22 protein-coding genes are annotated in these 22,671 nt (G+C 72.9%); 13 read left to right on the top strand and 9 right to left on the bottom strand.

The genetic code is table 11. From position 1 onward, the window contains the following. Positions 1 to 74: 74 nt before the first annotated feature. The 13 genes from Q7A36_RS19700 to Q7A36_RS19640 all read left to right on the top strand — a co-directional run bounded on the left by Q7A36_RS19700 (position 75) and on the right by Q7A36_RS19640 (position 13,917). Positions 75 to 1,322, top strand: coding sequence for an MFS transporter (locus tag Q7A36_RS19700; protein ID WP_305105448.1), 1,248 nt, complete (start codon positions 75 to 77; stop codon positions 1,320 to 1,322). A 21-nt stretch (positions 1,323 to 1,343) separates the two neighbouring features. Next, complete coding sequence (locus Q7A36_RS19695; RefSeq protein ID WP_305105447.1) at positions 1,344 to 2,015, top strand: cyclase family protein; 672 nt, start codon at positions 1,344 to 1,346, stop codon at positions 2,013 to 2,015. Next, positions 2,012 to 2,935, top strand: a complete 924-nt coding sequence (locus tag Q7A36_RS19690; RefSeq protein WP_305105446.1) for an amidohydrolase family protein — start codon at positions 2,012 to 2,014, stop codon at positions 2,933 to 2,935. Before Q7A36_RS19695 ends, Q7A36_RS19690 begins: the two co-directional genes overlap by 4 nt. 163 nt (positions 2,936 to 3,098) lie before the next feature. Next, positions 3,099 to 4,817, top strand: coding sequence for an N-acyl-D-amino-acid deacylase family protein (locus Q7A36_RS19685; protein WP_305105445.1), 1,719 nt, complete (start codon positions 3,099 to 3,101; stop codon positions 4,815 to 4,817). Between the two features lie 9 nt (positions 4,818 to 4,826). Further along, positions 4,827 to 5,813 carry a Bug family tripartite tricarboxylate transporter substrate binding protein gene (locus Q7A36_RS19680; protein WP_305105444.1) on the top strand — a complete coding sequence of 329 codons (987 nt, stop codon included), beginning with the start codon at positions 4,827 to 4,829 and terminating at the stop codon, positions 5,811 to 5,813. A gap of 73 nt (positions 5,814 to 5,886) precedes the next feature. Next, positions 5,887 to 6,828, top strand: coding sequence for a dihydrodipicolinate synthase family protein (locus tag Q7A36_RS19675; RefSeq protein ID WP_305105443.1), 942 nt, complete (start codon positions 5,887 to 5,889; stop codon positions 6,826 to 6,828). A gap of 69 nt (positions 6,829 to 6,897) precedes the next feature. Next, the gene (locus tag Q7A36_RS19670; RefSeq protein WP_305105442.1) at positions 6,898 to 7,737 is read left to right on the top strand and encodes an LLM class F420-dependent oxidoreductase; all 840 of its coding nucleotides are present in this window, start codon (positions 6,898 to 6,900) and stop codon (positions 7,735 to 7,737) included. After that, positions 7,734 to 8,675 (top strand): LLM class flavin-dependent oxidoreductase, encoded by a 942-nt coding sequence (locus tag Q7A36_RS19665; RefSeq protein ID WP_305105441.1) that lies wholly within the window; start codon positions 7,734 to 7,736, stop codon positions 8,673 to 8,675. Before Q7A36_RS19670 ends, Q7A36_RS19665 begins: the two co-directional genes overlap by 4 nt. Before the next feature lie 55 nt (positions 8,676 to 8,730). Beyond that, a complete protein-coding gene (locus tag Q7A36_RS19660; RefSeq protein ID WP_305105440.1) occupies positions 8,731 to 9,903 on the top strand; it encodes an acyl-CoA dehydrogenase family protein in 1,173 nt (390 codons plus the stop codon). 228 nt (positions 9,904 to 10,131) lie between these two features. Beyond that, complete coding sequence (locus Q7A36_RS19655; protein ID WP_370655685.1) at positions 10,132 to 11,157, top strand: sulfate ABC transporter substrate-binding protein; 1,026 nt, start codon at positions 10,132 to 10,134, stop codon at positions 11,155 to 11,157. Further along, complete coding sequence (gene cysT / locus Q7A36_RS19650; protein ID WP_305105439.1) at positions 11,154 to 12,005, top strand: sulfate ABC transporter permease subunit CysT; 852 nt, start codon at positions 11,154 to 11,156, stop codon at positions 12,003 to 12,005. The genes Q7A36_RS19655 and cysT overlap by 4 nt, the downstream gene beginning before the upstream one ends. Continuing rightward, entirely contained in the window at positions 12,002 to 12,841 is an 840-nt protein-coding gene (cysW, locus tag Q7A36_RS19645; RefSeq protein WP_305105438.1) for a sulfate ABC transporter permease subunit CysW, read from the top strand. Before cysT ends, cysW begins: the two co-directional genes overlap by 4 nt. Continuing rightward, complete coding sequence (locus tag Q7A36_RS19640; protein WP_305105437.1) at positions 12,838 to 13,917, top strand: sulfate/molybdate ABC transporter ATP-binding protein; 1,080 nt, start codon at positions 12,838 to 12,840, stop codon at positions 13,915 to 13,917. Before cysW ends, Q7A36_RS19640 begins: the two co-directional genes overlap by 4 nt. Positions 13,918 to 13,999: 82 nt before the next feature. Here the strand turns inward: Q7A36_RS19640 and Q7A36_RS19635 are convergent, their stop codons facing one another. The 9 genes from Q7A36_RS19635 to Q7A36_RS19595 all read right to left on the bottom strand — a co-directional run bounded on the left by Q7A36_RS19635 (position 14,000) and on the right by Q7A36_RS19595 (position 22,662). Then, positions 14,000 to 14,248 carry a hypothetical protein gene (locus tag Q7A36_RS19635; RefSeq protein WP_305105436.1) on the bottom strand — a complete coding sequence of 83 codons (249 nt, stop codon included), beginning with the start codon at positions 14,246 to 14,248 and terminating at the stop codon, positions 14,000 to 14,002. A 67-nt stretch (positions 14,249 to 14,315) separates the two neighbouring features. Continuing rightward, positions 14,316 to 14,699, bottom strand: coding sequence for a RidA family protein (locus Q7A36_RS19630; RefSeq protein ID WP_305105435.1), 384 nt, complete (start codon positions 14,697 to 14,699; stop codon positions 14,316 to 14,318). A 93-nt stretch (positions 14,700 to 14,792) separates the two neighbouring features. Continuing rightward, the gene (locus tag Q7A36_RS19625; protein WP_305105434.1) at positions 14,793 to 15,392 is read right to left on the bottom strand and encodes a hypothetical protein; all 600 of its coding nucleotides are present in this window, start codon (positions 15,390 to 15,392) and stop codon (positions 14,793 to 14,795) included. 43 nt (positions 15,393 to 15,435) lie between these two features. Continuing rightward, positions 15,436 to 16,413, bottom strand: coding sequence for an Hsp33 family molecular chaperone HslO (hslO, locus tag Q7A36_RS19620; protein WP_305105433.1), 978 nt, complete (start codon positions 16,411 to 16,413; stop codon positions 15,436 to 15,438). A 140-nt stretch (positions 16,414 to 16,553) separates the two neighbouring features. After that, positions 16,554 to 18,263 (bottom strand): methyl-accepting chemotaxis protein, encoded by a 1,710-nt coding sequence (locus Q7A36_RS19615; protein ID WP_305105432.1) that lies wholly within the window; start codon positions 18,261 to 18,263, stop codon positions 16,554 to 16,556. Positions 18,264 to 18,312: 49 nt separating this feature from the next. Beyond that, the gene (locus Q7A36_RS19610) at positions 18,313 to 19,488 is read right to left on the bottom strand and encodes a hypothetical protein (RefSeq protein WP_305105431.1); all 1,176 of its coding nucleotides are present in this window, start codon (positions 19,486 to 19,488) and stop codon (positions 18,313 to 18,315) included. Then, positions 19,485 to 20,429, bottom strand: a complete 945-nt coding sequence (gene argF, locus Q7A36_RS19605; protein ID WP_456306817.1) for an ornithine carbamoyltransferase — start codon at positions 20,427 to 20,429, stop codon at positions 19,485 to 19,487. Before argF ends, Q7A36_RS19610 begins: the two co-directional genes overlap by 4 nt. Before the next feature lie 5 nt (positions 20,430 to 20,434). Further along, on the bottom strand, positions 20,435 to 21,637 hold the full coding sequence (locus Q7A36_RS19600; protein WP_305105429.1) for an aspartate aminotransferase family protein: 1,203 nt from the start codon (positions 21,635 to 21,637) through the stop codon (positions 20,435 to 20,437). A 260-nt stretch (positions 21,638 to 21,897) separates the two neighbouring features. Then, positions 21,898 to 22,662: a PRC-barrel domain-containing protein gene (locus Q7A36_RS19595; RefSeq protein WP_305105428.1), complete on the bottom strand. Its 765-nt coding sequence runs from the start codon at positions 22,660 to 22,662 to the stop codon at positions 21,898 to 21,900. Between the last annotated feature and the right edge of the window lie 9 nt (positions 22,663 to 22,671).

Genomic DNA, 22,671 nt, shown 5'->3' with positions numbered 1-22,671 from the left:
CTCCGGCGAAGCCCGGAGCCAGGCAAGGCAGGGCGATTTGCCACCCCGCGCAGCCGGGTCGTAGCATCGCCGCCATGCCGCCAGCGTCCCAAGAAGACCTATCCCAGGACAACCTTCTGGCTGGCCGCCGTGCCTGGCTGATCCTCGGCAGCGCCTTCCTGGCCTTCACGGTCGGCGCCAGCGTCATGCATTCCTACACCGTCTTCCTGCTGGCCTTCGTCGCGGATTTCGGCTGGACGCGGGCGGAGAGCTCGCTGGCCTATTCCGTCGGGCAGCTCGTCGGCGGCGCCAGCTCGCCCTTCGTGGGCAGCATGGTGGACCGGCTGGGCGTGCGGCGGATGGTGCTGCTGGGCGGCGCGTTGCTGGTGCTGGGCCTGGTCGGCAGCGCGCAGGCGGGGGCGCTGTGGCAGGTGGTGTTCCTCTACGGCGTGGTGATGACCTTCGGCGCCAATTGCGTCGGCCTGCTGGTCTTCGTGCCGCTGATCTCGCGCCTGTTTGCCACGCGGCGGGGCATGGCGATCTCCGTCCTGCAATCGGCCAATGGCTTCGGCCGCGCGGCCTCCGCCCCGGCCAGCCAGGTGCTGATCGAGGGCTTGGGATGGCGCGGCGCCTACCTCGTCGCGGCCGCGGTCGCCGCCGCCGTGCTGCTGCCGCTCTCCTTCCTCTTCGACCGGCGCGGCGGGGTGGCCCGTGCCGCCGCCGCGCCCGCCGCCGCGGCCGTGCGGAGCTGGACGCTGGGCGAGGCGGTGCGCACGCCGCAGTTCTGGCTGCTCTTCCTCGTCTACATGTTCACCAGCATCGGCAGCTTCCTGGTCTCCCTGCACCAGATCGCCTTCGCGGTCGATGTCGGCTTCGATCCGCTCTATGCCGCGGGCGTGCTGGGGATGGGCAGCTTCCTCGCCATGCCCGGGGTGATCGCGACCGGCACCCTCTCCGACTATATCGGACGCGAGTGGTCGGCGCTGCTGGCCTATGGAATCTCCATCATCGGCGTCTTCTGCGCCATGGCGATCACCGGGCCGGGCGATCACATGCTGCTCTGGCTGCATGCCTGCTTCTTCGGCCTGACCTGGGGCGCGCGCGGCCCCGCAATTACGGCGAAGACGGCGGATCTCTTCCCCGGCCCGCGGCTCGGCACCATCCTCGGCGTCATCACCATCGGCTCCGGCCTCGGCGCCGCCATCGGCTCCTGGGCCGCGGGCTTCGTCTTCGACGTGACGGGCAGCTACCGCGTCGCCTTCATCGGCTCGGTCATCGCCTATGTCGCCGGCTCGGTCGCCTTCTACGCGCTGCGGCGACCGCCGAGGCCGCGCGCTCAATAAGAACAGGCTTCGGGAGGACCCATGCGCATCGTCGATCTCTCCATGCCGATCGCGCCGCATTTCCGCTGGCGCACGCAGGTCAGCGTCACCGGCGACATCAGGGCGGGGGACCAGTTCCGCATCTCCCGCCTCGATGCCGCCTGCCATGGCTTCAGCCATGTGGACGCGCCGGCGCATATCCTGGCAGATGCCCCGACCATCGAGGCGACGCCGCTCGAGCGCGTGGTCGGCCCCTGCCGGGTGCTGGACCTGCGCGACGTGCCGGCCAACCAGCCGATCGGGCCGGAGCGGCTGGCGGCGGCCGATCCGGGCGGCCCGGCGCGGGAGATCCTGCTGCTCTCGGCCGGCTGGGACCGGCAGCGCGACTGGAACACGCCGGAGTTCTGGAAGGAGGCGCCCTGGCTGACGCGGGAGGCAGCGGACTGGCTGCTCTCGCGCGAACCCAAGGCGGTCGCCTTCGACTTCCCGCAGGACTTCCCCATCCGCCTGCTGCTCGACAGGCAGGAGGTGCCCTTCGACCAGCACGTGACGCATGACGTGCTGCTGCGGCGGGGGATCACGCTGATCGAGTACCTCGTGAATACCACCGCGCTGCCCGGGCCGCGGACCTTCCTCTGCGCCGCGCCGCTGCTGGTGCCGGGGGCGGACGGCGCGCCGGCCCGCGTCTTCGCCTTGGAGGGGCTGGCGGCATGATCCCGATCATCGACGCGCACCACCATATCTGGGACCTCGCGGCCAACCGGCATCCCTGGCTGCAGGAGGAGCCGCCGATCCCCTTCCGCTACGGCGACTACCGCGCGCTGCGCCGCGACTACCTGCCGGCCGACTACCGCCGCGACGCCGCGCGGCAGAAGGTCTTCGCCACGGTTTACATGGAAGCCGAGCACGACCCCGCCGACCCGCTGCGCGAGACGCGCTGGGTGCACGACATCGCGGCGCGGGAGGGATTGCCGGACGCCATGGCCGGTGCCGCCTTCCTCGACCGCGCCGATGCCGCCGCGGTGATCCGCGCCCAGGCCGCCATGCCGCTGGTCCGCAGCCTGCGGCACAAGCCGAAGGGCGTGGCGCGGCCGCAGGACTACGACCCGGCGCACCGCATCCCCGGCTCGATGCGCTGCCCCGCTTGGCGCGCCGGCTACCGGCATCTCGCGGACAGCGGCCTGCATTTCGAGTTGCAGGCGCCCTGGTGGCACCTGCCGGATGCGCTGGACCTCGCGCGCGATTTCCCGGGAACGCTGATCGTGCTGAACCATCTCGGCCTGCCCGCGGACCGCAGCCCCGCCGGCCTCGCTGCCTGGCGGGAGGCGATGGCGCGCCTGTCCGAGGCGCCGAATGTCCGGGTGAAGCTCTCCGGCTGCTGCGTGCCGGGGCAGCCCTGGGCGCCGGCGCTGCAGGCGCCTGTCGTGCTGGAGGCGGTCCGCCTCTTCGGCGCGGAGCGCTGCATGGTCGCCAGCAACTTCCCGGTGGACGGGCTGCTCGCCTCCTTCGACGAGGTCATGGGCGGGATGCGCGCGATCATCGCCGACCTGCCGGAGGCCGACCAGCGCCGGATCCTGTACGGCACGGCGGCGGAGACCTACCGCATCAGGACGGGCGACCGACTGAGTCCTTGACCCCGGGGAGGGCCGGGCCTTCAATCGCGCCCAGAGGGAAACGGACCAAGGCGGGATGAGAACCGGAGGGGTTCGCGGCACGGCCGCGGGTGGCCCGAAGGGCTGCATCGGCCCGCCCGGCATGCATGGCGGCACCCCCGCCCAAACAGAAGGACCAGACGCGATGCACGACACGGTCATCCGCGGCGGCACCATCGTGGACGGCACGGGCAAACCCGCCTTCACGGGCGACGTCGCCCTCGAGGGCGGGCGGATCGCCCAGGTCGGCGGCAAGGCCGGGCCGGGGCGGCGGGAGATCCAGGCGGATGGCCTGCTGGTCACCCCGGGCTGGGTCGATGCCCATACCCATTACGACGGCCAGGCGACCTGGGACCCGGTGCTCGCGCCCTCCTCCTGGCACGGCGTCACCACCATCCTCTTCGGCAATTGCGGCGTGGGCTTCGCGCCGGTGCGGCAGACGCACCATGAGGAGCTGATCGGCCTGATGGAGGCGGTGGAGGAGATCCCCGGCATCGCCCTCGCCGAGGGGCTGAAATGGAATTGGGAGAGTTTTCCGGAGTTCCTCGACGCGCTGGACAGCATGCAGCGCACCATCGATGTCGCCGCGCAGGTGCCGCACCACCCCTTGCGCGTCTATGTCATGGGCCAGCGCGCCATCGACCTCGAGGCCGCGACGGCCGACGACATCGCCACCATGCGCCGGCTGACGGCGGAGGGGCTGAAGGCCGGCGCCTTCGGCTTCACCACATCCCGCACCAACAGCCACAAGACGCTGACGGGCGGCATGGTCCCGAGCCGCTATTCGGAGGTCGACGAGCTGCTCGGCATCGGCCGCGCGCTCGGCGATGTCGGCCATGGCGCCTTCGGCATGAACAGCGACTTCGACATCGAGGAGAGCGAGCTCGCCTGGATGACGCAGTTGGGCAAGGAGACGGGCCGCCCCGTCTGGTTCCTGCTGACCGACCGCCCGACGGATGACGAGCGCTGGCGCCGGCTGATGGAGGGCGTGAAATCCGCCCGCGCCCAGGGCGCGATGGTGACGGCGCAGGTGGCGGGCCGGCCGGTCGGCGTGCTGCTCGGCGCCGATACGGCGCTGAACCCCTTCTCCATCCGCCCGAGCTACCAGGCGCTGCTGAAGCTGCCGATCGCCGAGCGCATGCGCCGCCTGCAGGACCCCGCGGTGCGGGCCGAGATCCTGGCCGACCGTCCCAGCGAGGCGCTGGTCGGGCGGCTCAGCCAGTTCCGCCAGCACATCGTCCGCCGCTGGCACCGCATGTTCAAGCTGGGCGACCCGCCGGACTACGAGCCGCCGGCGAGCGAGAGCATCGCCGCGATCGCGGAACGGGAAGGGCGCACGCCGGACGAGGTCGCCTATGACTACATGGCGGCCGACCCTGCCAACCTGATCTTCTTCCCCGTCACCGGCTACAACGTGGACAACCACGACGTCATCCACAGCATGCTGACGGATGACGCGACGGTGCTCGGCCTCGGCGACGGGGGCGCGCATTGCTCCTCCATCCTCGATGCCGGCGTGCCGACCTGGATGCTGACGCACTGGGCGCGCGACCGGCACCGCGGCGCGCGGCTGCCGCTGGAATTCGTGGTCAAGCGCCAAACCAGCGAGACGGCGGAGTTCTTCGGCTTCCACGACCGCGGCGTGCTGGCGCCGGGCAAGAAGGCGGACGTCAACCTCCTCGATTACGAGGGGCTGCGCCTGCACAAGCCGGAGGTCTGGTACGACCTGCCGGCCGGCGGCCGCCGCCTGATGCAGCGGGTGGAGGGCTACAAGGCCACCTTCGTCTCCGGCGTGCCGGTCTTCGAGAATGGCGAGCATACCGGGGCGCTGCCCGGCAGGCTGGTCCGCGCCGGGCGGATCTGAACCGGCGCGATGACCATCCTGTCCCGCCGCGGCGCGCTGGGCCTCGCGGCCGGCCTCTCCGCGCCCGCCCTTGCCCGCGCCCAGGGCAAGGAGCCCGATGGCTGGCCGCAGGGGCGCAGCGTCAGCCTCGTCGTCCCCTTCACCCCCGGCGGCGGCACCGATGTCGTCGCCCGCATCCTGCAGGAGGGTTTCGCCGAGAGCTTCGGCGGCAATTTCGTCATGGAGCATAAGCCGGGTGCCTCCACGACGGTTGGCGCCCGCTACGTCGCCCGGGCGAAGCCGGACGGCACCACGCTGCTGGTCGGCAGCAATTCCGCCTTCGCCATGGCGCCCTTCGCCTATCGCAATCCCGGCTACGATCCGCTCGCCGACTTCACCCATATCAGCCTGCTCTACGCCTCCGCCTATCTGCTGGTGGCGCATCCGCGCTGGGGCAGCTTCGCGCAGGTGATCGAGGCGGCGAAGCGCGCTCCGGGCACGCTCTCCTACGGCACCTGGGGCGTCGGCTCGACCGCGCATGTCCTCATGCTCGACATGAACGAGCGGACGGGGACGGAGATGCTGCACGTGCCCTTCGGCGGCCCGGCGCCGGCGCTGACGGAGATCCTGGCGGGACGCGTGGACCTGATGTTCACCACCTTCGCCCCGGCCCGCGCGCATGTGCTGGAAGGCCGGTTGCGCGCGCTGGGTGCGCCGCACGAGCAGCGCCTCGCCGCCATGCCCGCGGTGCCGACCATGATCGAGCACGGGCTGCCGGAATTCCTGGTCAGCGCCTGGTGGTGCCTCGCCGCGCCGGCCGGGCTGCCGGCGCCGCTCGCCACGGCGCTGGACCAGGGCGCGCGGGATGCCGTCGCCCGGCCTGCCGCCCGGCGCCTCGCCGAGGAGTTCGGCCTGCTGCCCCTGCCGCTGGGGCCGGAGTCGATGCGCGCCCGCACCCGCCGCGACCTCGCCCTGAACGAGGGGCTGATGCGCAAGGCCGGCATCACGCCGGAATAGGCCGCGCCGGGCGGATTTCCGCCGGCCGCCCGCCGCCCTATCCTGCCGCCCCGCCGTTCCGAGGACGCGACCCATGCCGCTCGACCACACCGCCAAGGGGGTCTACGTGATCGCCCCCACGCCCTTCCTGCCCGATGGCCGGATCGACGATGCCAGCACCGACCGCATGACCGACTTCTTCCTGCAGGCGGGCTGCAACGGCATGACGATCCTCGGCGTCATGGGCGAGGCGCCGAAGCTCGACCAGGGTGAGGCGCTCGACATCAGCAAGCGCATCATCCGCCGTGCCGGCAAGGCGCAGATCATCGTCGGCGTCTCCGCCCCGGGCTTCGCCGCCATGCGCGCGCTGGCCCGCGGTGCGATGGAGGCCGGGGCGGCCGGCGTGATGATCGCCCCGCCCAGCACGCTGCGCACCGACGACCAGATCGTCACCTATTTCCGCCAGGCGGTGGAGGCGATCGGCGACGACATCCCCTGGGTGCTGCAGGATTATCCGCTGCTCTTTACCGTGCAGATGACGCCGGGCGTGATCCGCCGCATCGTGCAGGACCTGCCCTCCTGCGTCATGCTGAAGCACGAGGACTGGCCGGGCCTCGAGAAGATCTCGGCACTGCGCGGCTTCCAGGCCGATGGCTCGCTGCGGCCGCTCAGCATCCTCTGCGGCAATGGCGGACTCTTCCTCGACTTCGAGATGGAGCGCGGCGCCGACGGCGCCATGACCGGCTACGCCTTCCCCGACATGCTGGTGGACCTCGTGAAGCTTTCCGCGGCCGGGGAGCGCGACAAGGCCCATGACCTGTTCGACGCGCATCTGCCGCTGATCCGCTACGAGCAGCAATTCGGCGTCGGCCTCGCCGTGCGGAAATACGTCATGATGCGGCGCGGCATCATCGGCTCCGACGCACAGCGCCGGCCGGGCTCGGCGCTCTCCGCCAGGGCGCGGACGGAGGTGGAGTACCTGCTGGGGCGGCTTGGCCGCACCGACCCGCGCGCGCGGCTCGCGCCGGCGGGCTGACCGCCCGCCGGTGGACAGGGGCGCCGAAATACGGGACGTCTTGGCCGACGCGACCGAGGGAGGAGCATCGTGCGGACCGGCGTCTTCTATTTCCCGACCGATTACGGCATCGACCCGGGCGAGCTCGGCCGGGCGCTGGAGGAGCGGGGCTTCGACGCGCTCTTCGTCTGCGAGCACACGCATATCCCGGTCAGCCGCCGCTCGCCCTTCCCGGGCGGCGGGGAGCTGCCGAAGCGCTACAAGCATACCCACGATCCCTTCGTCGCGCTTGCCTTCGCCGCGGCCGCGACGAAGCGCCTCCGCCTCGGCACCGGCGTGCTGCTGGTGCCGCAGCACGACCCGATCGTGACGGCGAAATCCGTCGCCAGCCTCGACCGTCTCTCCGGCGGGCGGTTCGAGCTGGGCATCGGCGGCGGCTGGAACGTGGAGGAGATGGAGAACCACGGCGCGCAATATGCGACGCGCTTCAAGCTGATGCGCGAGCGCGTGCTGGCCATGAAGGCGCTCTGGACGCAGGAGGAAGCAGGCTACCAGGGCGAGTTCGTGCGCATCGAACCCTCCTGGATGTATCCCAAGCCCGTGCAGCACCCGCATCCGCCGGTCCTGCTCGGCGGCGAGACCGACCACACGCTGCGGCGCGTGGTGGAGTTCTGCGACGGCTGGTTCCCGCGCGCCGGCGCCGGCTTCGACCCGGCGGCCGCGGTCGCCCGGCTGCGCGCCGCCGCCGAGAAGGGCGGGCGCGACCCGAAGACCCTCTCCACCACGGTCTTCCGTGCCCCGCCCGAGGCCGCGACGCTCGCCCGCTACCGCGAGGCCGGAATCGACCGCGTGCTGCTGGAGGTGCCCGACCTCGACCGCGACGGCATCCTGAAGCGGCTGGACGAGCTGGCGCCGCTGGTCGGCGCATGAAGGTCGCGCTCGGCCTCGGCCTGGCGGAGTACCCCTTCGCCAGCGCCGCCGGTTTCTGGCGCTGGGTGGATCTCTGCGAGCAGGCCGGGGCGGACTCGATCTGGCAGACCGACCGCATCGTCAGCCGCTCGCCCATCCTGGAATGCCTGAGCGTCATGGCGGCGCTTGCCGGGCGGACGCGGCGGATGAAGTTCGGCATGAACGTGCTCTCGCTCGCCTTCCGCGACCCGGTGCTGGTGGCCAAGCAATGCGCCACCATCGATGTCCTGAGCGAGGGCCGTCTGCTGCCCGCCTTCGGCATCGGCAGCCCGCTGGCGCCGGAATGGCAGGCGCTGGGTCTGGCGACGAAGACGCGCGGCCGCCGGACGGACGAGGCGCTGGAGATCGTCACCCGCCTCTGGCGGGAGGAGAGCGTCGACTTCGCCGGGCAGCACTGGCGGCTCTCCGGCGCCTCCATCGCGCCGCGGCCGCTGCAGGCGGAGATCCCGGTTTGGATCGGCGGTGGGTCGGAGGCCGCGATCCGCCGCACCGCCCGCTTCGGCACCGGCTGGCAGGCGGGCGGCGAGACGCCGGAGGAGGCGCGCGCGGTGATCGCGGCCATCCGACATGCCGCCGCCGAGGCCGGCCGCAGCATCGACGAGGACCACTACGGCGCCGGCTTCGCCTTCTGGTTCGGCAGCCCCTCCGATGCCGAACCGCAGCGCGCCATGGCCGCCTACAGGGCGCGCACCGGGCGCGACCCTGCGCGCGGCATCGTCGCGGGCGACGCCGCCGCGATCCTGGACCGCATCGCCGATTATGTCGGCGCGGGCGTCACCAAGTTCGTCCTCCGCCCCGTCGGCCAGGGGGACGAGGTGCCGCTCGTCCAGACGCGGCTGTTGCTGGAGCAGGTCCTGCCGCGCCTCGCCGCGCGCTGGCCGAAACAAAGGATCGATTGACAGCCCCGGCCCGCGCGGTCCGCAATGGCGACCGGAGAGGAAGCGGGGCCAGGCCATGGACCACCCGATCATTGCGGCGCGCGATAGCGTCGCCGAGGCCCGCGCCCTGGGCCCAACCATCGCGGAGGCCGCGCCGCAGATCGAGGCGACGCGCCGCATCCCGCCCGACCTGGTCGAGGCGCTGCACCGCTCCCGCCTGTTGCGCATGCTGCTGCCGCGCTCGGCCGGCGGCGACGAGGTGCATCCGGGCACCTATCTGCGCGCGATCGAGGAGGTCTCGCGCCACGATGCCTCGGTCGGTTGGAACATCTTCGTCGGCAACAGCGCCGACCTGATCGCCGCCTTTCTGCCGCCGGAGATCGCGCGGGAGGTCTTCGGCGATCCGCGCAGCGTCGTCGCCTGGGGCCCGCCGAATGAGACGATCGCCGAGGCGGTGCCGGGCGGCTACCGCGTCTCCGGCCGCTTCGACTTCGCCAGCGGCTGCCGGCTGGCCACCTGGATGGGCGTGCATTGCCGGGTGCGGGAGCCGGACGGGTCGCTGCGGCCGAACCATCTCGGCCGCCCGGCGATCCGCACGCTGCTCTTCCCCGTGGCCGAGGCCCGGCTGCTCGATACATGGAACCCGATCGGGCTGCGCGGCACGGCCTCCGACTCCTACTCCGTGGAGGACCTCTTCGTCCCGGAAGCCTTCAGCAGCACGCGGGAGGATCCGACGTTGCGGCGGGAGCGCGGGCGGCTCTACGCCTTCACGCAGCAGGGCCTCTATGCCCTCGGCGTCGCCGGCGTGGCGCTGGGCACCGCGGGCGCGATGCTGGAAGCCTTCATGGCGCTGGCCACGCGCAAGGTGCCGCGCGGCCAGGCGCTGCTGGCGGACGACGCGACGATCCAGGCTGAGGTGGCGCGGTCCTCGGCGAAGCTCGGCGCCGCGCGCGCCTGGCTGCTGGAGATGCTGGAGGAGATGTGGCGCGAGGCCGGGCCCGATATGCCGCTGCCGGTGGAGGCGCGGGCGAGGCTGCGGCTCGGCTGCACCCATGCCATCCACGCCGCGATCGAGGTGGCGGATTTCACCTACAAGGCGGCGGGGGTGGACGCGATCTTCCCCGGCAGCCCCTTCGAGCGGCGCTTCCGCGACATCCATACCCTGTCGCAGCAGATCCAGTCGCGCAGTGGGCATTTCGCCGCGGCCGGGCAGGTGATGCTGGACCGGGCGCCCATCGGCTTCCTGTAGCCGCCGGGGCGCTGCGGCCCGGGCGGGATTGCACGATATCGTTCCGGAAAAATCCGCCAGGACCGGCCTCCCCTCCCTGCGGCAGCGGACCGATGGCGGTCCCGTTCACCCGATCGGACAGAGTGTAACTTCTTCTCAAACGATAGCAGGGCGTGTTAGCTGGCCGGCACCCTGGCGGAGGATGCCGCGCATCCGGCCGTCGCGCATTCCTCGAGAGGAGGCAGCCCGATGACCCGGACCTCGCCCGCCGTGAGCACCCGCCGCGCCCTGCTGACCGCGCCGATGCTGCTGCCCTCGCTGGCGGCGCGGGCCCAGGCGGCGCGCGAACTGCTGAATGTCAGCTATGACCCGACGCGCGAGTTCTACCGGGACTACAATGCCGCTTTCGCCCGCGCCTGGCAGGCGCGCAACGGGCAGGCGGTGCGGGTCAGCACCTCGCATGGCGGCTCCGGCCGGCAGGCGCGCTCGGTGATCGATGGGCTGGCCGCCGATGTGGTGACCCTGGCGCTGGCCTATGACGTGGACGCCATTGCCGGGCGCGGCCTGATCGCGCGCGACTGGATCACGCGCCTGCCGCACAACAGCGCCCCCTATACCAGCACCATCGTCTTCCTGGTGCGGCAGGGGAACCCGAAAGGGATCCGCGACTGGGGCGACCTGGTGAAGCCCGGCATCGCCGTCATCACGCCGAACCCCAAGACCTCGGGCGGCGCGCGCTGGAACTACCTCGCGGCCTGGGCCTGGGCGAAGGCGCAGCCGGGCGGCGACGACAAGGCGGCGGAAGCATTCCTCGCCACGCTCTACCGCCAGGTCCCGGTGCTGGATACCGGTGCCCGCGGCTCCACGACCACCTTCGTCCAGCGCGGCCAGGGCGATGTCCTGCTGGCCTGGGAGAACGAGGCGCATCTCGCCCGGCAGGAGTTCAGCGAGGCGAGGCTCGACATCGTCTATCCCTCCCTCTCCATCCTGGCCGAGCCCTCGGTCGCCGTGGTGGACCGGAACGTCGACCGCCGCGGCACGCGCGACCTGGCGGAGGCCTATCTGCAGGGCCTCTACGCGCCGGAGGGCCAGGCGCTGGCGGCGAAGCATTTCTACCGGCCGCGCGAGGCCGGCGCGGCGGGCGCCGATGCCGCGCGTTTCCCGGCCATGGAGCTTGTCACCGTGGACGGCGCCTTCGGTGGCTGGCAGGCGGCGCAGCGCACGCATTTCGGCGATGGCGGCGTCTTCGACCGGATCTACCGGCCGGGACGATGAGCGCGACCCTCGCCCTGCCGGCGCGGCCCGGGCGCCTCCGCGCCATCCCGGGCTTCGGGCTGGCCTTCGGCATCACGCTGCTCTGGCTCTCCGCCATCGTGCTGCTGCCGCTGACGGCGCTGGCGATCCGGCCCTGGGAACTCGGCCCTATCGGTCTCTGGGAGTCGCTGACCGAGCCCCGCGTGCTGGCCGCGCTGCGGCTCTCCTTCGGCGCGGCGCTGCTGGCGGCGGCGATCGACCTGCCGCTCGGCCTGCTGCTGGCCTGGGCGATCGTGCGGCTGCGCTTTCCCGGCCGCGGCCTGCTGGACGCCGCCATCGACCTGCCCTTCGCCCTGCCGACGGCGGTGGCCGGCATCGCGCTGACCGCGCTGCTGGCGCCGAATGGCTGGCTGGGCGCGCCGCTCGCCGCCGCCTTCGGCTGGAAGATCGCCTTCACCCCCTGGGGCGTGGTCGCCGCCCTGGTCTTCGTCGGCCTGCCCTTCGTCACCCGCACGGTGGAGCCGGTGCTGCGCGACCTGGGCCCGGAGGCGGAGGAGGCCGCCGCCACCCTCGGCGCGACGCGGCCGCAGACCCTGGCGCGCGTGGTGCTGCCGGCGCTGCTGCCGGCGCTGCTCGCGGGCTTCGGCCTCGCTTTCGCCCGCGCGGTCGGGGAATACGGCAGCGTCATCTTCATCGCCGGCAACATGCCGATGGTCAGCGAGATCGCGCCGCTGCTGATCGTGGTGCGCCTCGAGCAGTTCGACTATGCCGGCGCCGCCGCCATCGGCCTCGCCATGCTGCTGCTGGCCTTCCCTATCCTGCTCGCGCTCAACCTGCTGCAGCGCCTGCTCCGCCGGGGTCGCGCATGACGCTGCGCCCCGCGACCGAGGAGGCGCGCTGGGCCCGCATCCTGCTCGCCCTGCTGGCGTTGGCCGTCGCCGTCCTGGTGCTGGCGCTGCCGCTCGCCGCCGTCTTCGCCGAGGCGCTGCGGCGCGGCTGGGCGGTCGCGGCGGCGGCGATTGCCGAGCCCGATACCCAGGCCGCGATCGGCCTGACCCTGCTGGTCGCGGCCATCGCGGTGCCGCTGAACACCCTCGGCGGCCTCGCCGCGGCCTGGTGCCTCGCCAAGCACGATTTCGCCGGCAAGCGCGTGCTGACCACGCTGATCGAGCTACCCTTCTCGGTCTCCCCGGTCATCTCGGGCCTGGTCTTCGTGCTGATCTTCGGCATGCAGGGCTGGCTCGGCGCATCGCTGCAGGAGCACGGCATCCAGGTGGTCTTCGCCCTGCCCGGCCTCGTCCTCGCCACGCTCTTCGTCACCTTTCCCTTCGTCGCGCGCACCGTGCTGCCGCTGATGCAGGAACAAGGGCGGGAGGAGGAGGAAGCGGCAGCGACCCTCGGCGCCTCCGGCTGGCAGACGCTGTGGCACGTGACCCTGCCGAACGTGAAATGGGCGTTGCTCTCGGGTGTGCTGCTCTGCAACGCTCGCGCCATGGGCGAGTTCGGGGCGGTGTCCGTCGTGTCGGGGCATATCCGGGGCCAGACCAACACCATGCCGCTGCATGTCGAGATCCTGTACAACGAGTACCAGTTCGCCGGTGCCTTCGCGGTCGCCGCGCTGCTCGCGCTGCTCGGCCTGGTGACGCTGGCGGCCAAGGCGGTGCTGGAACGCCTGACCGGCCGCGCCGGGGGGCGGGCGGCATGACCGTCTCCGTCGGCGGCCTCGTTCGTCGCTTCGGCCCGACCGCGGCGCTCGACGGCGTCTCGCTCGAGATCGCGGAGGGCGAGTTCGTCGCGGTGCTCGGCCCCTCCGGCTCCGGCAAGTCCACGCTGCTGCGCGTGCTGGCGGGGCTCGACGGCAGCGAGGCCGGCGAGGTCCGCATCGCCGGCCGCGTGATGACCGGCGTGCCGGCGCGGGAGCGCGGCATCGGCGTGGTCTTCCAGAACTACGCGCTGTTCCGCCACATGACGGTCTTCGAGAACGTCGCCTTCGGCCTGCGCGTGCGCCCACGCGCGCTCCGCCCGGGCCGGGCCGAGGTGGCGCGGCGGGTGCGGGAGCTGCTGGAGCTGGTGCAGATCCCGGAGCTCGAGCGGCGCTATCCCGACCAGGTCTCGGGCGGGCAGCGGCAGCGCGTGGCCCTGGCCCGGGCCCTGGCGATCGAGCCGCGGCTGCTGCTGCTCGATGAGCCCTTCGGCGCGCTGGACGCGCTGGTGCGGCGGGAGGTGCGGCGCTGGCTGCGCGGCCTGCACGACAGGATCGGCCTGACCACCATCCTGGTCACGCATGACCAGGAAGAGGCGATGGAGCTCGCCGACCGCGTCGCGGTGCTGGAGCGCGGGCGCGTGGTGCAATTCGATCCGCCGGCCATGCTGCTCTCGGCACCGGCCACGCCCTTCGTCGCCGGCTTCGTCGGGGAGGTCGCGCGCCTCTCCGGCATGGTGTGCGGCGGCGTGCTGCGCTTCGCCGTATCAGCCCTGCCGCCGCTGCGGGTGGAACTGCCGGACGGGCCGGCCACCGCCTTCCTCCGCCCGCGCGAGGCGGAGGCGCTGCCCGGCCCTGGCGGGGCCGCGATCCGGCTGCTGCGCGCGACCGCCGAGGGCGAGTTGCGCGCAGTGGTGGAGGCGGGCGGCGTCACCCTGGATACCCTGCTGGCGCCCGACCCGCCGGGCTGGGCCGCGCGCGGCGCGCCCTGCCGGCTGCGCATCGCCTCGGCGCAGGTCTTCGGCGCGGACGGCGCCCGCGCGCTGGCCCGGCCGCACGCGGCCGAGCCTGCCTGGTGACGGCCGGGGGCCGGTCCCTGCCGCGAGAGGCCAGCCGGAGTGACGGGCGGTGAAGCCGACCGGCCGGCCGGCCCACGCTGCCTCAGCAGTCGCGGCGGGCGTAGCTCGCGGTGCGGTCGGCGCGGTTGGCGTCGCGCCCGCTGCCGGTGACGGCGGCGCGGGCGGCGGCGTCCTGCGCCTGGGCGATCGACTCGGCGCAGTAGCCGTCGCGCGCGACCGGCGCGGCATAGGGCGAGGCCTGGGAATAGGCTGGCGGCGCGCTGACCTCCCGCCGCACGACGCAGGCGGGCAGGGTGAGCGCGATCAAGAGGAACAGGGCGACGTTGCGCATGCGGGACTCCTTTCCGGGTGCAACGCGCCTCATCGCCCTGCGCCGGGGACGGTTCCCGCCCGGCGGATCAATCCGCGGCCTCGCCCTCCACCTCCACCAGGAAGCGCGGATCGGCGAGGCCGGCGACGACCAGCAGCGTGCTGGCGGAGCGGTGATCGCCCATCCAGGCGGCGCGCTTCGTCCGCCAGGCCGCGATCAGCGCCGGATCGGTCAGGAAGACCGTCATCTTCACGAGATTGGCGGGCGTCATGCCGTGGGCGGCGAGGATGCTGCCGAGATTGGCGAGCGCTTGGTCGATCTGCGCCTCCCCGCCCTCGGCGATGGTGCCGTCCGGCGCGGTGCCGACCTGGCCGGAGATGACGAGGCGCCTGGTCGCGTCGCGTACCAGCACGGCATGGGAATAGGCGCCCGGCTTGTGCACGCCGGGCGGGTTCGAGAGTTCGAGCGGCATGGGTCATCCCTCCCCTTCCTTATCCGGCCAGGTTCAGGCCGGGGTCGGGGGAGTTTGCGGGGATCGGGCGCACCGCGTCCAATCCCCCTCGATCTAGGTCTTCGGCAATTCCTCGACGGTCACGCCGCCCGGCGCCGGCGGCGGCGCCAGCGTCCCGTCCGGCCCGGGCACCATCGGCACCAGCCAGTCGCGCAGGGACCGGCGGAGCTGGAACTCGAACTCCACGTTCAGGTCGTCCATGGTCCGGCGCAGCAGCGCCTCGGCCGCGCGGGGCCGGGTGGCATCCGTGCCATTGACCGCCCGGCGCGACTGCGCCTCGACGAAGCCCATGCGCTGGCCTTCGGCCGAGAGGATCTCAAGCCGGCAGCCGAGCAGGCAGGTCAGGCTGTCGCGGCCGGAGATCAGCGCCGCCTGGGTCACGGCGAAGCGCGCCTCCCCGGTGGTGCCGGCCGCCACCAGCCGGTCGCGGCCCATGATGCGCACCGCCTCGACCGGGGAGGGCAGCAGCCGCGCCCCGACATCGCCGGGCTGCGGCGGCGGGCCGCCCTCCGCCATCTCGATGCTGACGACGTTGAGCGGCAGCGGCATGAGGTAGGTGAAGCCCATCGGGCCGGGCGGGACATCGGCCGGCTCCGGCCCGCCGCAGGCGGCGACGGCAAGCGGCAGCAGCAGGGCGGCGCGCCGGGTCGGCATCAGGGGAGGCTCCCGCATCGGATCGGTGCGGTCTGTGTACGGCTCAGGCTCGCCCGGCGCTACCCCGCACCTCCGCCCGGTCGAAGCGGAAGTCGAGGTTGCAGAACTCGCAGGTCATGGTGATGCGGCCGTCCTCGGCCATGTGGTCGAGGTCGTCCTCCGGGAAGCCCTGCAGCACGCCGGCGAGCCGCGAGCGGGAGCAGCGGCAGCCATAGGAGAGGCTGCGCGGCCGGTCGAGCGCCAGGCCCTCGGCATGGAAGAGCCGGTGCAGGAGTTGGGGCGAGGGCAGCGCGTCGTCCAGCATCTCGGCATCCGTCAGGGTGCCGGCCAGGGCGAGGGCGGTGCGCCAGGCCTCCTCCTGCGCCTCGGCATCCAGCGAGGGGTCGATGCCGCCCTCGCCCGCCACCTTCTCCATGATGAAGGCGCTGGCGCGCCAGCCGGCCGGGGTGCGGTCGCAGGCCAGGCGGACGAAGGTGCGGAGCTGCTCGGAGGTGCGGAAATAGTGGTCCGTCATCTCGGCGAGCGTCTCGCCCTCGATTGCGACGATACCCTGGTAGCGGTCCATCTCCGGGCCCTGGTCGCAGGTGAAGGCGAGATAGCCGCTGCCGAGCAGCGCGCCCGCCTCCGGCATCGACGCCTCCTCCAGCAGGCTCTCCAGGCGGTCGGCCTCCGCCCGGGCATAGCCGCGCAGCGCGCCGCCCTCCGTGCAGTCGGCGAGCAGCATCGGGACGGGCCCGTTGCCCTTGGCCTGGATGGAGAAGCTGCCGCGGAACTTCAGCGCCCCGGCAAGCCCCGCCGCGAGCGCGAGGGTCTGCCCGGCAAGCCGGGTGACGGAGGGGTGGTTGTCGTGCCGGGTCAGCAAGGCATCGGCGAGCGGGCCGAGGCGGATGAGGCGCCCGCGTACCGGCTGCGCATGCAGGTGGAAGGGCTGGAGGCCGCGCGGCACCACGATGTCGGGTACCGGCGGGCGGTCATGCTGCAGGAAATCGGGCGTGGCGGAGGGCTGGGTGGGATCTGGCAATGCAGGGGGTACCCTGGGACTGGGTCGGGGGATGGCTGGACCATAGATAGGTTCTCCGCCGGCCCGCGGCCATCCGTCCCGCCGCCCTTGTCCGGCATGTCGGATCGGCGGGGCGCCGCCGCCCACCCGCCAGGTCCGTGCTACTCCGCGCGCAGCCGGGTCACGAAGCCCGCGACCTCGCTCCGCAGGGCGGTCCCCTCCCGGGTCACCGCCGTGCCGGCCTCCCGCAGGCGCTCCACGCTGGCATCCGCGGCGGCGATCTCCACCTGCAGGCGGCGCATGGCCTCCTGCGCCTCGGCGGTGCCGTCGGCGGCGGCGGCGGCGCTGCGGGCCATCTCCCGCGTGGCGGCACCCTGGTGCTCCACCGCCTCGGCGATGGTCGCCGTGACCTCCTCCATCCGCGTCACCGCCGTGGCGATGGCATGCAGCGCGCCCACGGCCTCCCCGGTCGCGGCGCGCATGGCGCCGATCTGGGCGGAGATCTCCTCGGTCGCCTTCGCCGTCTGGCCGGCGAGCGCCTTCACCTCCCCCGCCACCACCGCAAAGCCCTTGCCGGTCTCGCCGGCCCGCGCCGCCTCGATGGTCGCGTTCAGGGCCAGCAGATTGGTCTGCCCGGCGATGTCGCCGATCAGCCGCACCACATCACCGATCCGCCCGGCGGCATCGGCAAGGCCTGTGACGGTCGTATCGCTCGCGCGGGCGACCTGAGCCGCCTCGGCGGCAATGCGGGCGCCCTCGCCAACCTGTTGCGCGATCTGGTCCACCGAGCCGGAGAGGGCGCGCGTCGCCTCCGCCATCGCCCGGACATGCCCGGTGACCTCCCCGACCCGCACCGCGGTGGCGGCAGCGTGCCCCGCCGTGCCGGCGGAGACCGCGGCCACCGTGTCGGTCGCGCCGCCGAGGCCGCCTGCCGCCTCCGCCAGCCGGTCAGTGACATGGCCGATGGCGCGTTCGAGGCTCTCGGCGATGCGGGCCTGCGCCTCCCGCCGCTGCCGCTCCGCCTCCGCCCGGGCCGCGGCCGCCGCGGCCTCCTGCGTCCGCGCCTCCCGCGTCGCGTCGCGCAGCGCCGCGACCGTGCGGCCGATCCGGCCCAGTTCGTCCCGCCGGTCGGTGCAGGGCACCACGACGTCATGCCGGCCTTCGCCCAGGCCCTGCAGCGCCGCGGCAAGCACGCCGAGCGGCCGCAGCATCCAGCGCAGCGCCAGCCAGAGCAGCAGGCCGACCAGCCCCAGCACCACCGCGCCCTGGCCGAGGGCAAGCCGCAGGGCCGCCGCTTCCGCCTCCGCCACCGTCGTCAGCGGCAGGCCGACGAAGAGGATGCCGACCTGCCGGCCGTTCTGGTCGCGCAGCGGCTCGTAGATCGTGACGTGCGGGGCGCCGAGGATGGTATTGCTGCCGCGATAGACCTCGCCGCGCCGGACGGCCTCCAGCGCCGGGCCGGGCGCGAGGGCGGTGCCGGTGGCACGGTTGCCATCGGGCTTGCGGACATTGGTGGCGACCCGGGTCTCCCCGGCGAAGACGGTGGCGACGGCGCCGGTCACCGCCTTCACCCGGTCCGGCAGGGCGTTCAGGTCATTCAGCGCGACCGTGCCGCGCAGCAGCCGCCCGTTCGGGTCCAGCCGCCAGTCCTCCCCCTTCTCCTCCGCCAGGCTGCGGAGCAGGCGAAGCGCGGTCTCAAGCCGGGAGGCAACCGCCGCTTCCTCCCGCGCCGTGACCTGCCAGGCGGTGGTCGCGCCGAAACCGGCGAAGCCGAGGCCGACCAGGGCGAGGACGAGGGCGAGCACCCGCGCGCGCAGGCTGATGCGGGCGAGAAGCTGGCGGGCGCGGTCGAGCATGGGATCCCACGGCATGGCAGGGTCACATACCGGCGCATGGGTGAATCGTGGATGAATCCCGCGATCAGTGGCGGACCAGGGAGAGCACGATCTCCAGTGCGATCAGCAGCAGGATCGCTATCTCCAGCAGCTCCGCCCGGCTGGAGGATGCCTCGTCATAAAGCGCCTGGTAGGTCTCCCGCACCGTCTGCAGCTTGCGGTCCACCGCCGCCGAGACCACGGGCACGCGGAACAGTGCCATGGCCGCCGCATAGACGCGGGCGAGGTAGACGTCCTCGGTCACCTGCAGGGCATTGTCGACGCGCTCTGTCAGCTCCGTCACCTCCGCGACCAGCCCGTGCAGGCGGCGGGCGAGGCGGGCATAGCGGCGGGCGGAGAGCAGGGTCGGGGCGCGGCGGGCGGCTTCCACCAGGTCGTAGATGCGCGGCAGCTCCTCATCCAGCAGCTCGTCGTAGAACCGCATCTCGAGGAGCTGGGCGTTCGCCACCTCCAGCACGTCGAGCACATCGGTCTCCTGCCGCGGCTCGTAGACGAAGGCGCGGTCCCAGGTGAGGACCACGAGGTCGTCGGCATAGTAGCTGAAGCGCTGGCGCAGCAGCTCGGCCCGGGCGCCGGCCGAGAGCGGACGGGTCTCGCCGGAGAGGAGCGGGACGAGGTCGACGCACTCGGCGAGCGCCTCGGCCGGCAGCGGTTCCTCCAGCCGGTTCACCACCGCCAGCAGGTAGTCCTCCTCCAGCACCCGGCCGGTCGGGCGCTCCAGCGCCTCCCGCAGCGGGGCGCGCACGGCCTCAAGCAGGCCGCGCCAGAGATCGCCCGCGGCCGCGCCGGGGCCGACGGCCTGCTGCAGCCGGTTCACCCGGACGGTGAAGGCGGACCAGGGCAGGTCGGCGACCGGGAGCGTCAAGGCGAGGGAGACGACGCCGAAATCATAGACCCGCGCCGTCACCTGCGCCTCGGCATCGCCGCCGGGCAGCGCGAGGGGGACGGGCGGCAGGCGGAGCGTCAGCGGCGGCTCGCCGAAGGCCATGGCCTTGGGTGGCGTGCCGGTCAGGCCGCGGCGCTCGCCGGCGCGGGCGGCGCGCGCGGCCCAGAGCGTCTCGGCCCGCTTCAGGTCGACGGCATAGGCGACGTCGAAGAGCCGGAGCGCGGTGACCTGGCCGGCGCGGACCAGGAGGTCCCCGGGGACGTTCCCGGGCGCCATCGCCGTCGGGGCGGAGGCCGCGACGGCGAGGTCGCTCACCCCGCCCCCAAGGCCCAGAGCAGGACGCCCTTCTGCGCGTGCAGGCGGTTCTCGGCCTCGTCGAAGACGACGCTCTGCGGCCCGTCGATCACCTCCGCCGCCACCTCCTCGCCGCGATGGGCGGGCAGGCAGTGCTGGAAGATCGCGTCAGCAGCCGCATGGCGCATGAGCTCCGGCGTCACCTGATAGGGAGCGAGCAGGTTGTGCCGGTTCGGCGCGCCGCTGTCGTCGGTCTCGTCGTTCATGCTGACCCAGGCATCGGTGACGACGCAGCGCGCGTCGCGCACGGCCTCCACCGGGTCCTCGGTCAGCTCGATGGTCGCGCCCTGGCTGCGCGCCCAGTCCACCAGCGCCTGCGGTGGCCGCAGCGCGGCTGGCGTCGCCAGCCGCAGCGTGAAGCCGAACCGCGTGGCGGCCTGGATGAAGCTCTGCGCCACGTTGTTGCCGTCGCCGATCCAGGCGACCACCTGCCCGGCGATCGGGCCGCGATGCTCCTCGAAGGTCAGCACATCGGCCATGAGCTGGCAGGGGTGGGAGATGTCGGTCAGGCCGTTGATCACCGGCACCGTCGCATGCCGCGCCAGCTCCCGGATGCGGTTCACGTCATGCGTGCGCATCATGATGGCGTCGACATAGCGGCTCAGCACCTTGGCCGTGTCGCTCATCTCCTCCCCGCGGGAGGACTGCATGTCGCGCGAGGAAAGCACGACGGCATGGCCGCCGAGCTGGGTGACGCCGACCTCGAAGCTGACGCGGGTGCGCGTCGAGGGCTTCTCGAAGATCAGCGCGACCGTCTTGCCCGCGAGCGGCTTGCCGGCGACGGCGCCGCGCTTGGTCTGCGCCGCGAGGTCGAGCATGCGGCGCAGCGTCGCGCCCTCGAAATCCATCAGTTCCAGGAAGTGCCGGGGGGGAGACTCCCCCCCGGACTTCAGGGCCACCACCGCGCTCACTTTGCCGCGTCCCTGGCTTGGGACGGGGTGATGCGCAGCATGGTGCGGTCGAGCAGCCGCAGCGCCTCGTCCGCCTCCGCCGCGGTGATGATGAGCGGCGGCGCGAGGCGCAGCACGTTCATGCCCGCGGCGACGGTCAGCAGCCCTTCGGCGGCGGCGGCGTTCTGCGCCTCCCCGTTCGACACCTCCGACCGCAGCTTGATGCCGAGCAGCAGGCCGGCGCCCTGGATGCCCTCGATCACCGTGGGATGCCGCTGCGCCAGATCCAGCAGCCCGCGCCAGAGATGGCGGGCCACCTTGTCCACGCCGTCGAGGAAGCCGGGCGCGAGGACGACATCCAGCACCGCATTGCCGGCGGCGCAGGCGAGCGGGTTGCCGCCGTAGGTGCTGCCATGGGTGCCGGCCTTGAGGTATTTCGCCACCTTCTCCTTGGCCAGGATGGCGCCGAGCGGGAAGCCGCCGCCGATGCCCTTGGCCGAGGACATGACGTCCGGCTCGATCCCGGCCCACTGGTGGGCCCAGAGCTTGCCGGAGCGCCCCATGCCGGTCTGCACCTCATCGAGCGCGAGCAGGATGCCGTACTCGTCGCAGCAGGCGCGGAGGTCGCGGAGGAATTGCAGGCTCGCCGGGCGCACGCCGCCCTCGCCCTGCACCGGCTCGACCAGGATGCCGCCGATGCTGCCGTCGATCGCGTCCCGCACGGCGTTCATGTTGCCGAAGGGAACGTGCTTGAAGCCTTCGACCGGCGGGCCAAAGCCGGCGAGGTATTTCTCGTTCCCGGTGGCGGAGAGCGTCGCCAGGGTGCGGCCGTGGAAGGCGGCCTCGAAGCAGATGATGCCGAAGCGCTCGGGATGGCCTTCCTCCGAGTTGTACTTCCGCACGGCCTTGATCAGGCCCTCGTTCGCCTCGGCGCCCGAATTGCAGAAGAACACGCTGTCGGCGAAGGAGGCCTCGACATGCCGCGCCGCCAGCCGCTCGGCCTGCGGGATGCGGTAGAGGTTCGAGGTGTGCATCACGCGCCCCGCCTGCTCGGCGATCGCCTGCACCAGGTGCGGGTGGGCGTGGCCGATGGAGGCGGTGGCGATGCCGGAGCCGAAATCGAGGAATCGTCGCCCCTCCGCCGTCCACAGCCAGGCGCCCTCGCCCCGCTCGAAGGCGAGGTCGGCGCGGTTGTAGGTCGGCATCAGGGCGGGGATCACCGGTGTGGTCTCCAGACTTCCCCTGCGCCGTCGCGGTCCTGCGGGCGCTCCTCCGGGGAAGCCTGGGATTTGGCCGGAAACGCCCCCGCCCGTCAAACGGTCCGGGGTGACATTTTCAGGGTGCTGCCGTGACGGGGGCGCGTGCCGCCGCGGCCATGCATGGAGGATCCTCAGGCCGACCGGGCAGCGCGGGGATGCTCCATCCCGTCCTCGACGGATCGGATAGGCCCTCGGGCTTTTCCACCCTGCGGCGAACTTCGCTAGCCCCGCTTCTCCGCGGTGTTGTCATAGGTGAAGGTCGGCAGGCTGCCTAGGCTCTCCTTCGTCGCGCCGGTCAGCGTCCAGCGATTGCCGCTGCCGGCCGATTGCAGGCGGTCATAGGGCACCGCCACCAGCTTGGCGCCGATGCCGAGGAAGCCGCCGACCGAGATGACCGCGACCGGACCGCTGCCGCCCGGCGGGATGATGATGTCATCCACCTCGCCGATGCTCTCGTTGTTCTCGTTGTAGACCGAGGAGCCGATGAGCTTGCTGGCGCGCCGGCCGTTGCGGAGTGCGGCGCTGTCCACGGCGAGCGCGCCGGTGGTGGCGCCGGCCGCCGTGGCGCTGCGGGCCGTATTGGCGCCGGACGGGGCGCTGCCGGCATTGGCCGGGCTGGCGGTGCCGGTATTGGCCGCGCTCGGCGGGTTCGGCGCCGGCGTGCCGTCCCGACTGTCGGCGCTGCGGGACTGCGGGCCGGCGGGCTGGCCCTGGGCGCGCATGTTGGGCGGGGTCTGCCGGTCGGGCGCGGCGCCGCCCGCGGTCGGGCTGCCGGCATTGTCGCCCTGGATCTGCTGGCCGGTGGCCTGGCCGGCATTCGCCCCGGCCCGGGCGCCCGGCGTGCCGGAGAGCGGCCCCTGCTGCGGCCCGGTCTGGGTGGTCTGCGGCATCATGGAACTGCCGGAGGAACCCTGGGCGAGGCCGAGGGTGGGCGCGCCGAGCAGGGCGGCGGCCGTCAGGGAGAGGAGTCGCTGGCGTGGGCTCATGGGGCGGCG

Source organism: Paracraurococcus lichenis (genome assembly GCF_030657435.1).
GTDB lineage: Bacteria > Pseudomonadota > Alphaproteobacteria > Acetobacterales > Acetobacteraceae > Paracraurococcus > Paracraurococcus lichenis.
This window is presented reverse-complemented; position numbering and strand designations above follow the sequence as displayed.

Bases quoted from the DNA above. Each gene is read 5' to 3' on its own strand.
- Q7A36_RS19700 (WP_305105448.1), top strand. From the start codon at position 75: ATGCCGCCAGCGTCCCAAGAAGACCTATCCCAGGACAACCTTCTGGCT.
- Q7A36_RS19695 (WP_305105447.1), top strand. From the start codon at position 1,344: ATGCGCATCGTCGATCTCTCCATGCCGATCGCGCCGCATTTCCGCTGG.
- Q7A36_RS19690 (WP_305105446.1), top strand. From the start codon at position 2,012: ATGATCCCGATCATCGACGCGCACCACCATATCTGGGACCTCGCGGCC.
- Q7A36_RS19685 (WP_305105445.1), top strand. From the start codon at position 3,099: ATGCACGACACGGTCATCCGCGGCGGCACCATCGTGGACGGCACGGGC.
- Q7A36_RS19680 (WP_305105444.1), top strand. From the start codon at position 4,827: ATGACCATCCTGTCCCGCCGCGGCGCGCTGGGCCTCGCGGCCGGCCTC.
- Q7A36_RS19675 (WP_305105443.1), top strand. From the start codon at position 5,887: ATGCCGCTCGACCACACCGCCAAGGGGGTCTACGTGATCGCCCCCACG.
- Q7A36_RS19665 (WP_305105441.1), top strand. From the start codon at position 7,734: ATGAAGGTCGCGCTCGGCCTCGGCCTGGCGGAGTACCCCTTCGCCAGC.
- Q7A36_RS19660 (WP_305105440.1), top strand. From the start codon at position 8,731: ATGGACCACCCGATCATTGCGGCGCGCGATAGCGTCGCCGAGGCCCGC.
- Q7A36_RS19655 (WP_370655685.1), top strand. From the start codon at position 10,132: ATGACCCGGACCTCGCCCGCCGTGAGCACCCGCCGCGCCCTGCTGACC.
- cysT (WP_305105439.1), top strand. From the start codon at position 11,154: ATGAGCGCGACCCTCGCCCTGCCGGCGCGGCCCGGGCGCCTCCGCGCC.
- cysW (WP_305105438.1), top strand. From the start codon at position 12,002: ATGACGCTGCGCCCCGCGACCGAGGAGGCGCGCTGGGCCCGCATCCTG.
- Q7A36_RS19640 (WP_305105437.1), top strand. From the start codon at position 12,838: ATGACCGTCTCCGTCGGCGGCCTCGTTCGTCGCTTCGGCCCGACCGCG.
- Q7A36_RS19635 (WP_305105436.1), bottom strand. From the start codon at position 14,248: ATGCGCAACGTCGCCCTGTTCCTCTTGATCGCGCTCACCCTGCCCGCC.
- Q7A36_RS19630 (WP_305105435.1), bottom strand. From the start codon at position 14,699: ATGCCGCTCGAACTCTCGAACCCGCCCGGCGTGCACAAGCCGGGCGCC.
- Q7A36_RS19625 (WP_305105434.1), bottom strand. From the start codon at position 15,392: ATGCCGACCCGGCGCGCCGCCCTGCTGCTGCCGCTTGCCGTCGCCGCC.
- Q7A36_RS19615 (WP_305105432.1), bottom strand. From the start codon at position 18,263: ATGCCGTGGGATCCCATGCTCGACCGCGCCCGCCAGCTTCTCGCCCGC.
- Q7A36_RS19595 (WP_305105428.1), bottom strand. From the start codon at position 22,662: ATGAGCCCACGCCAGCGACTCCTCTCCCTGACGGCCGCCGCCCTGCTC.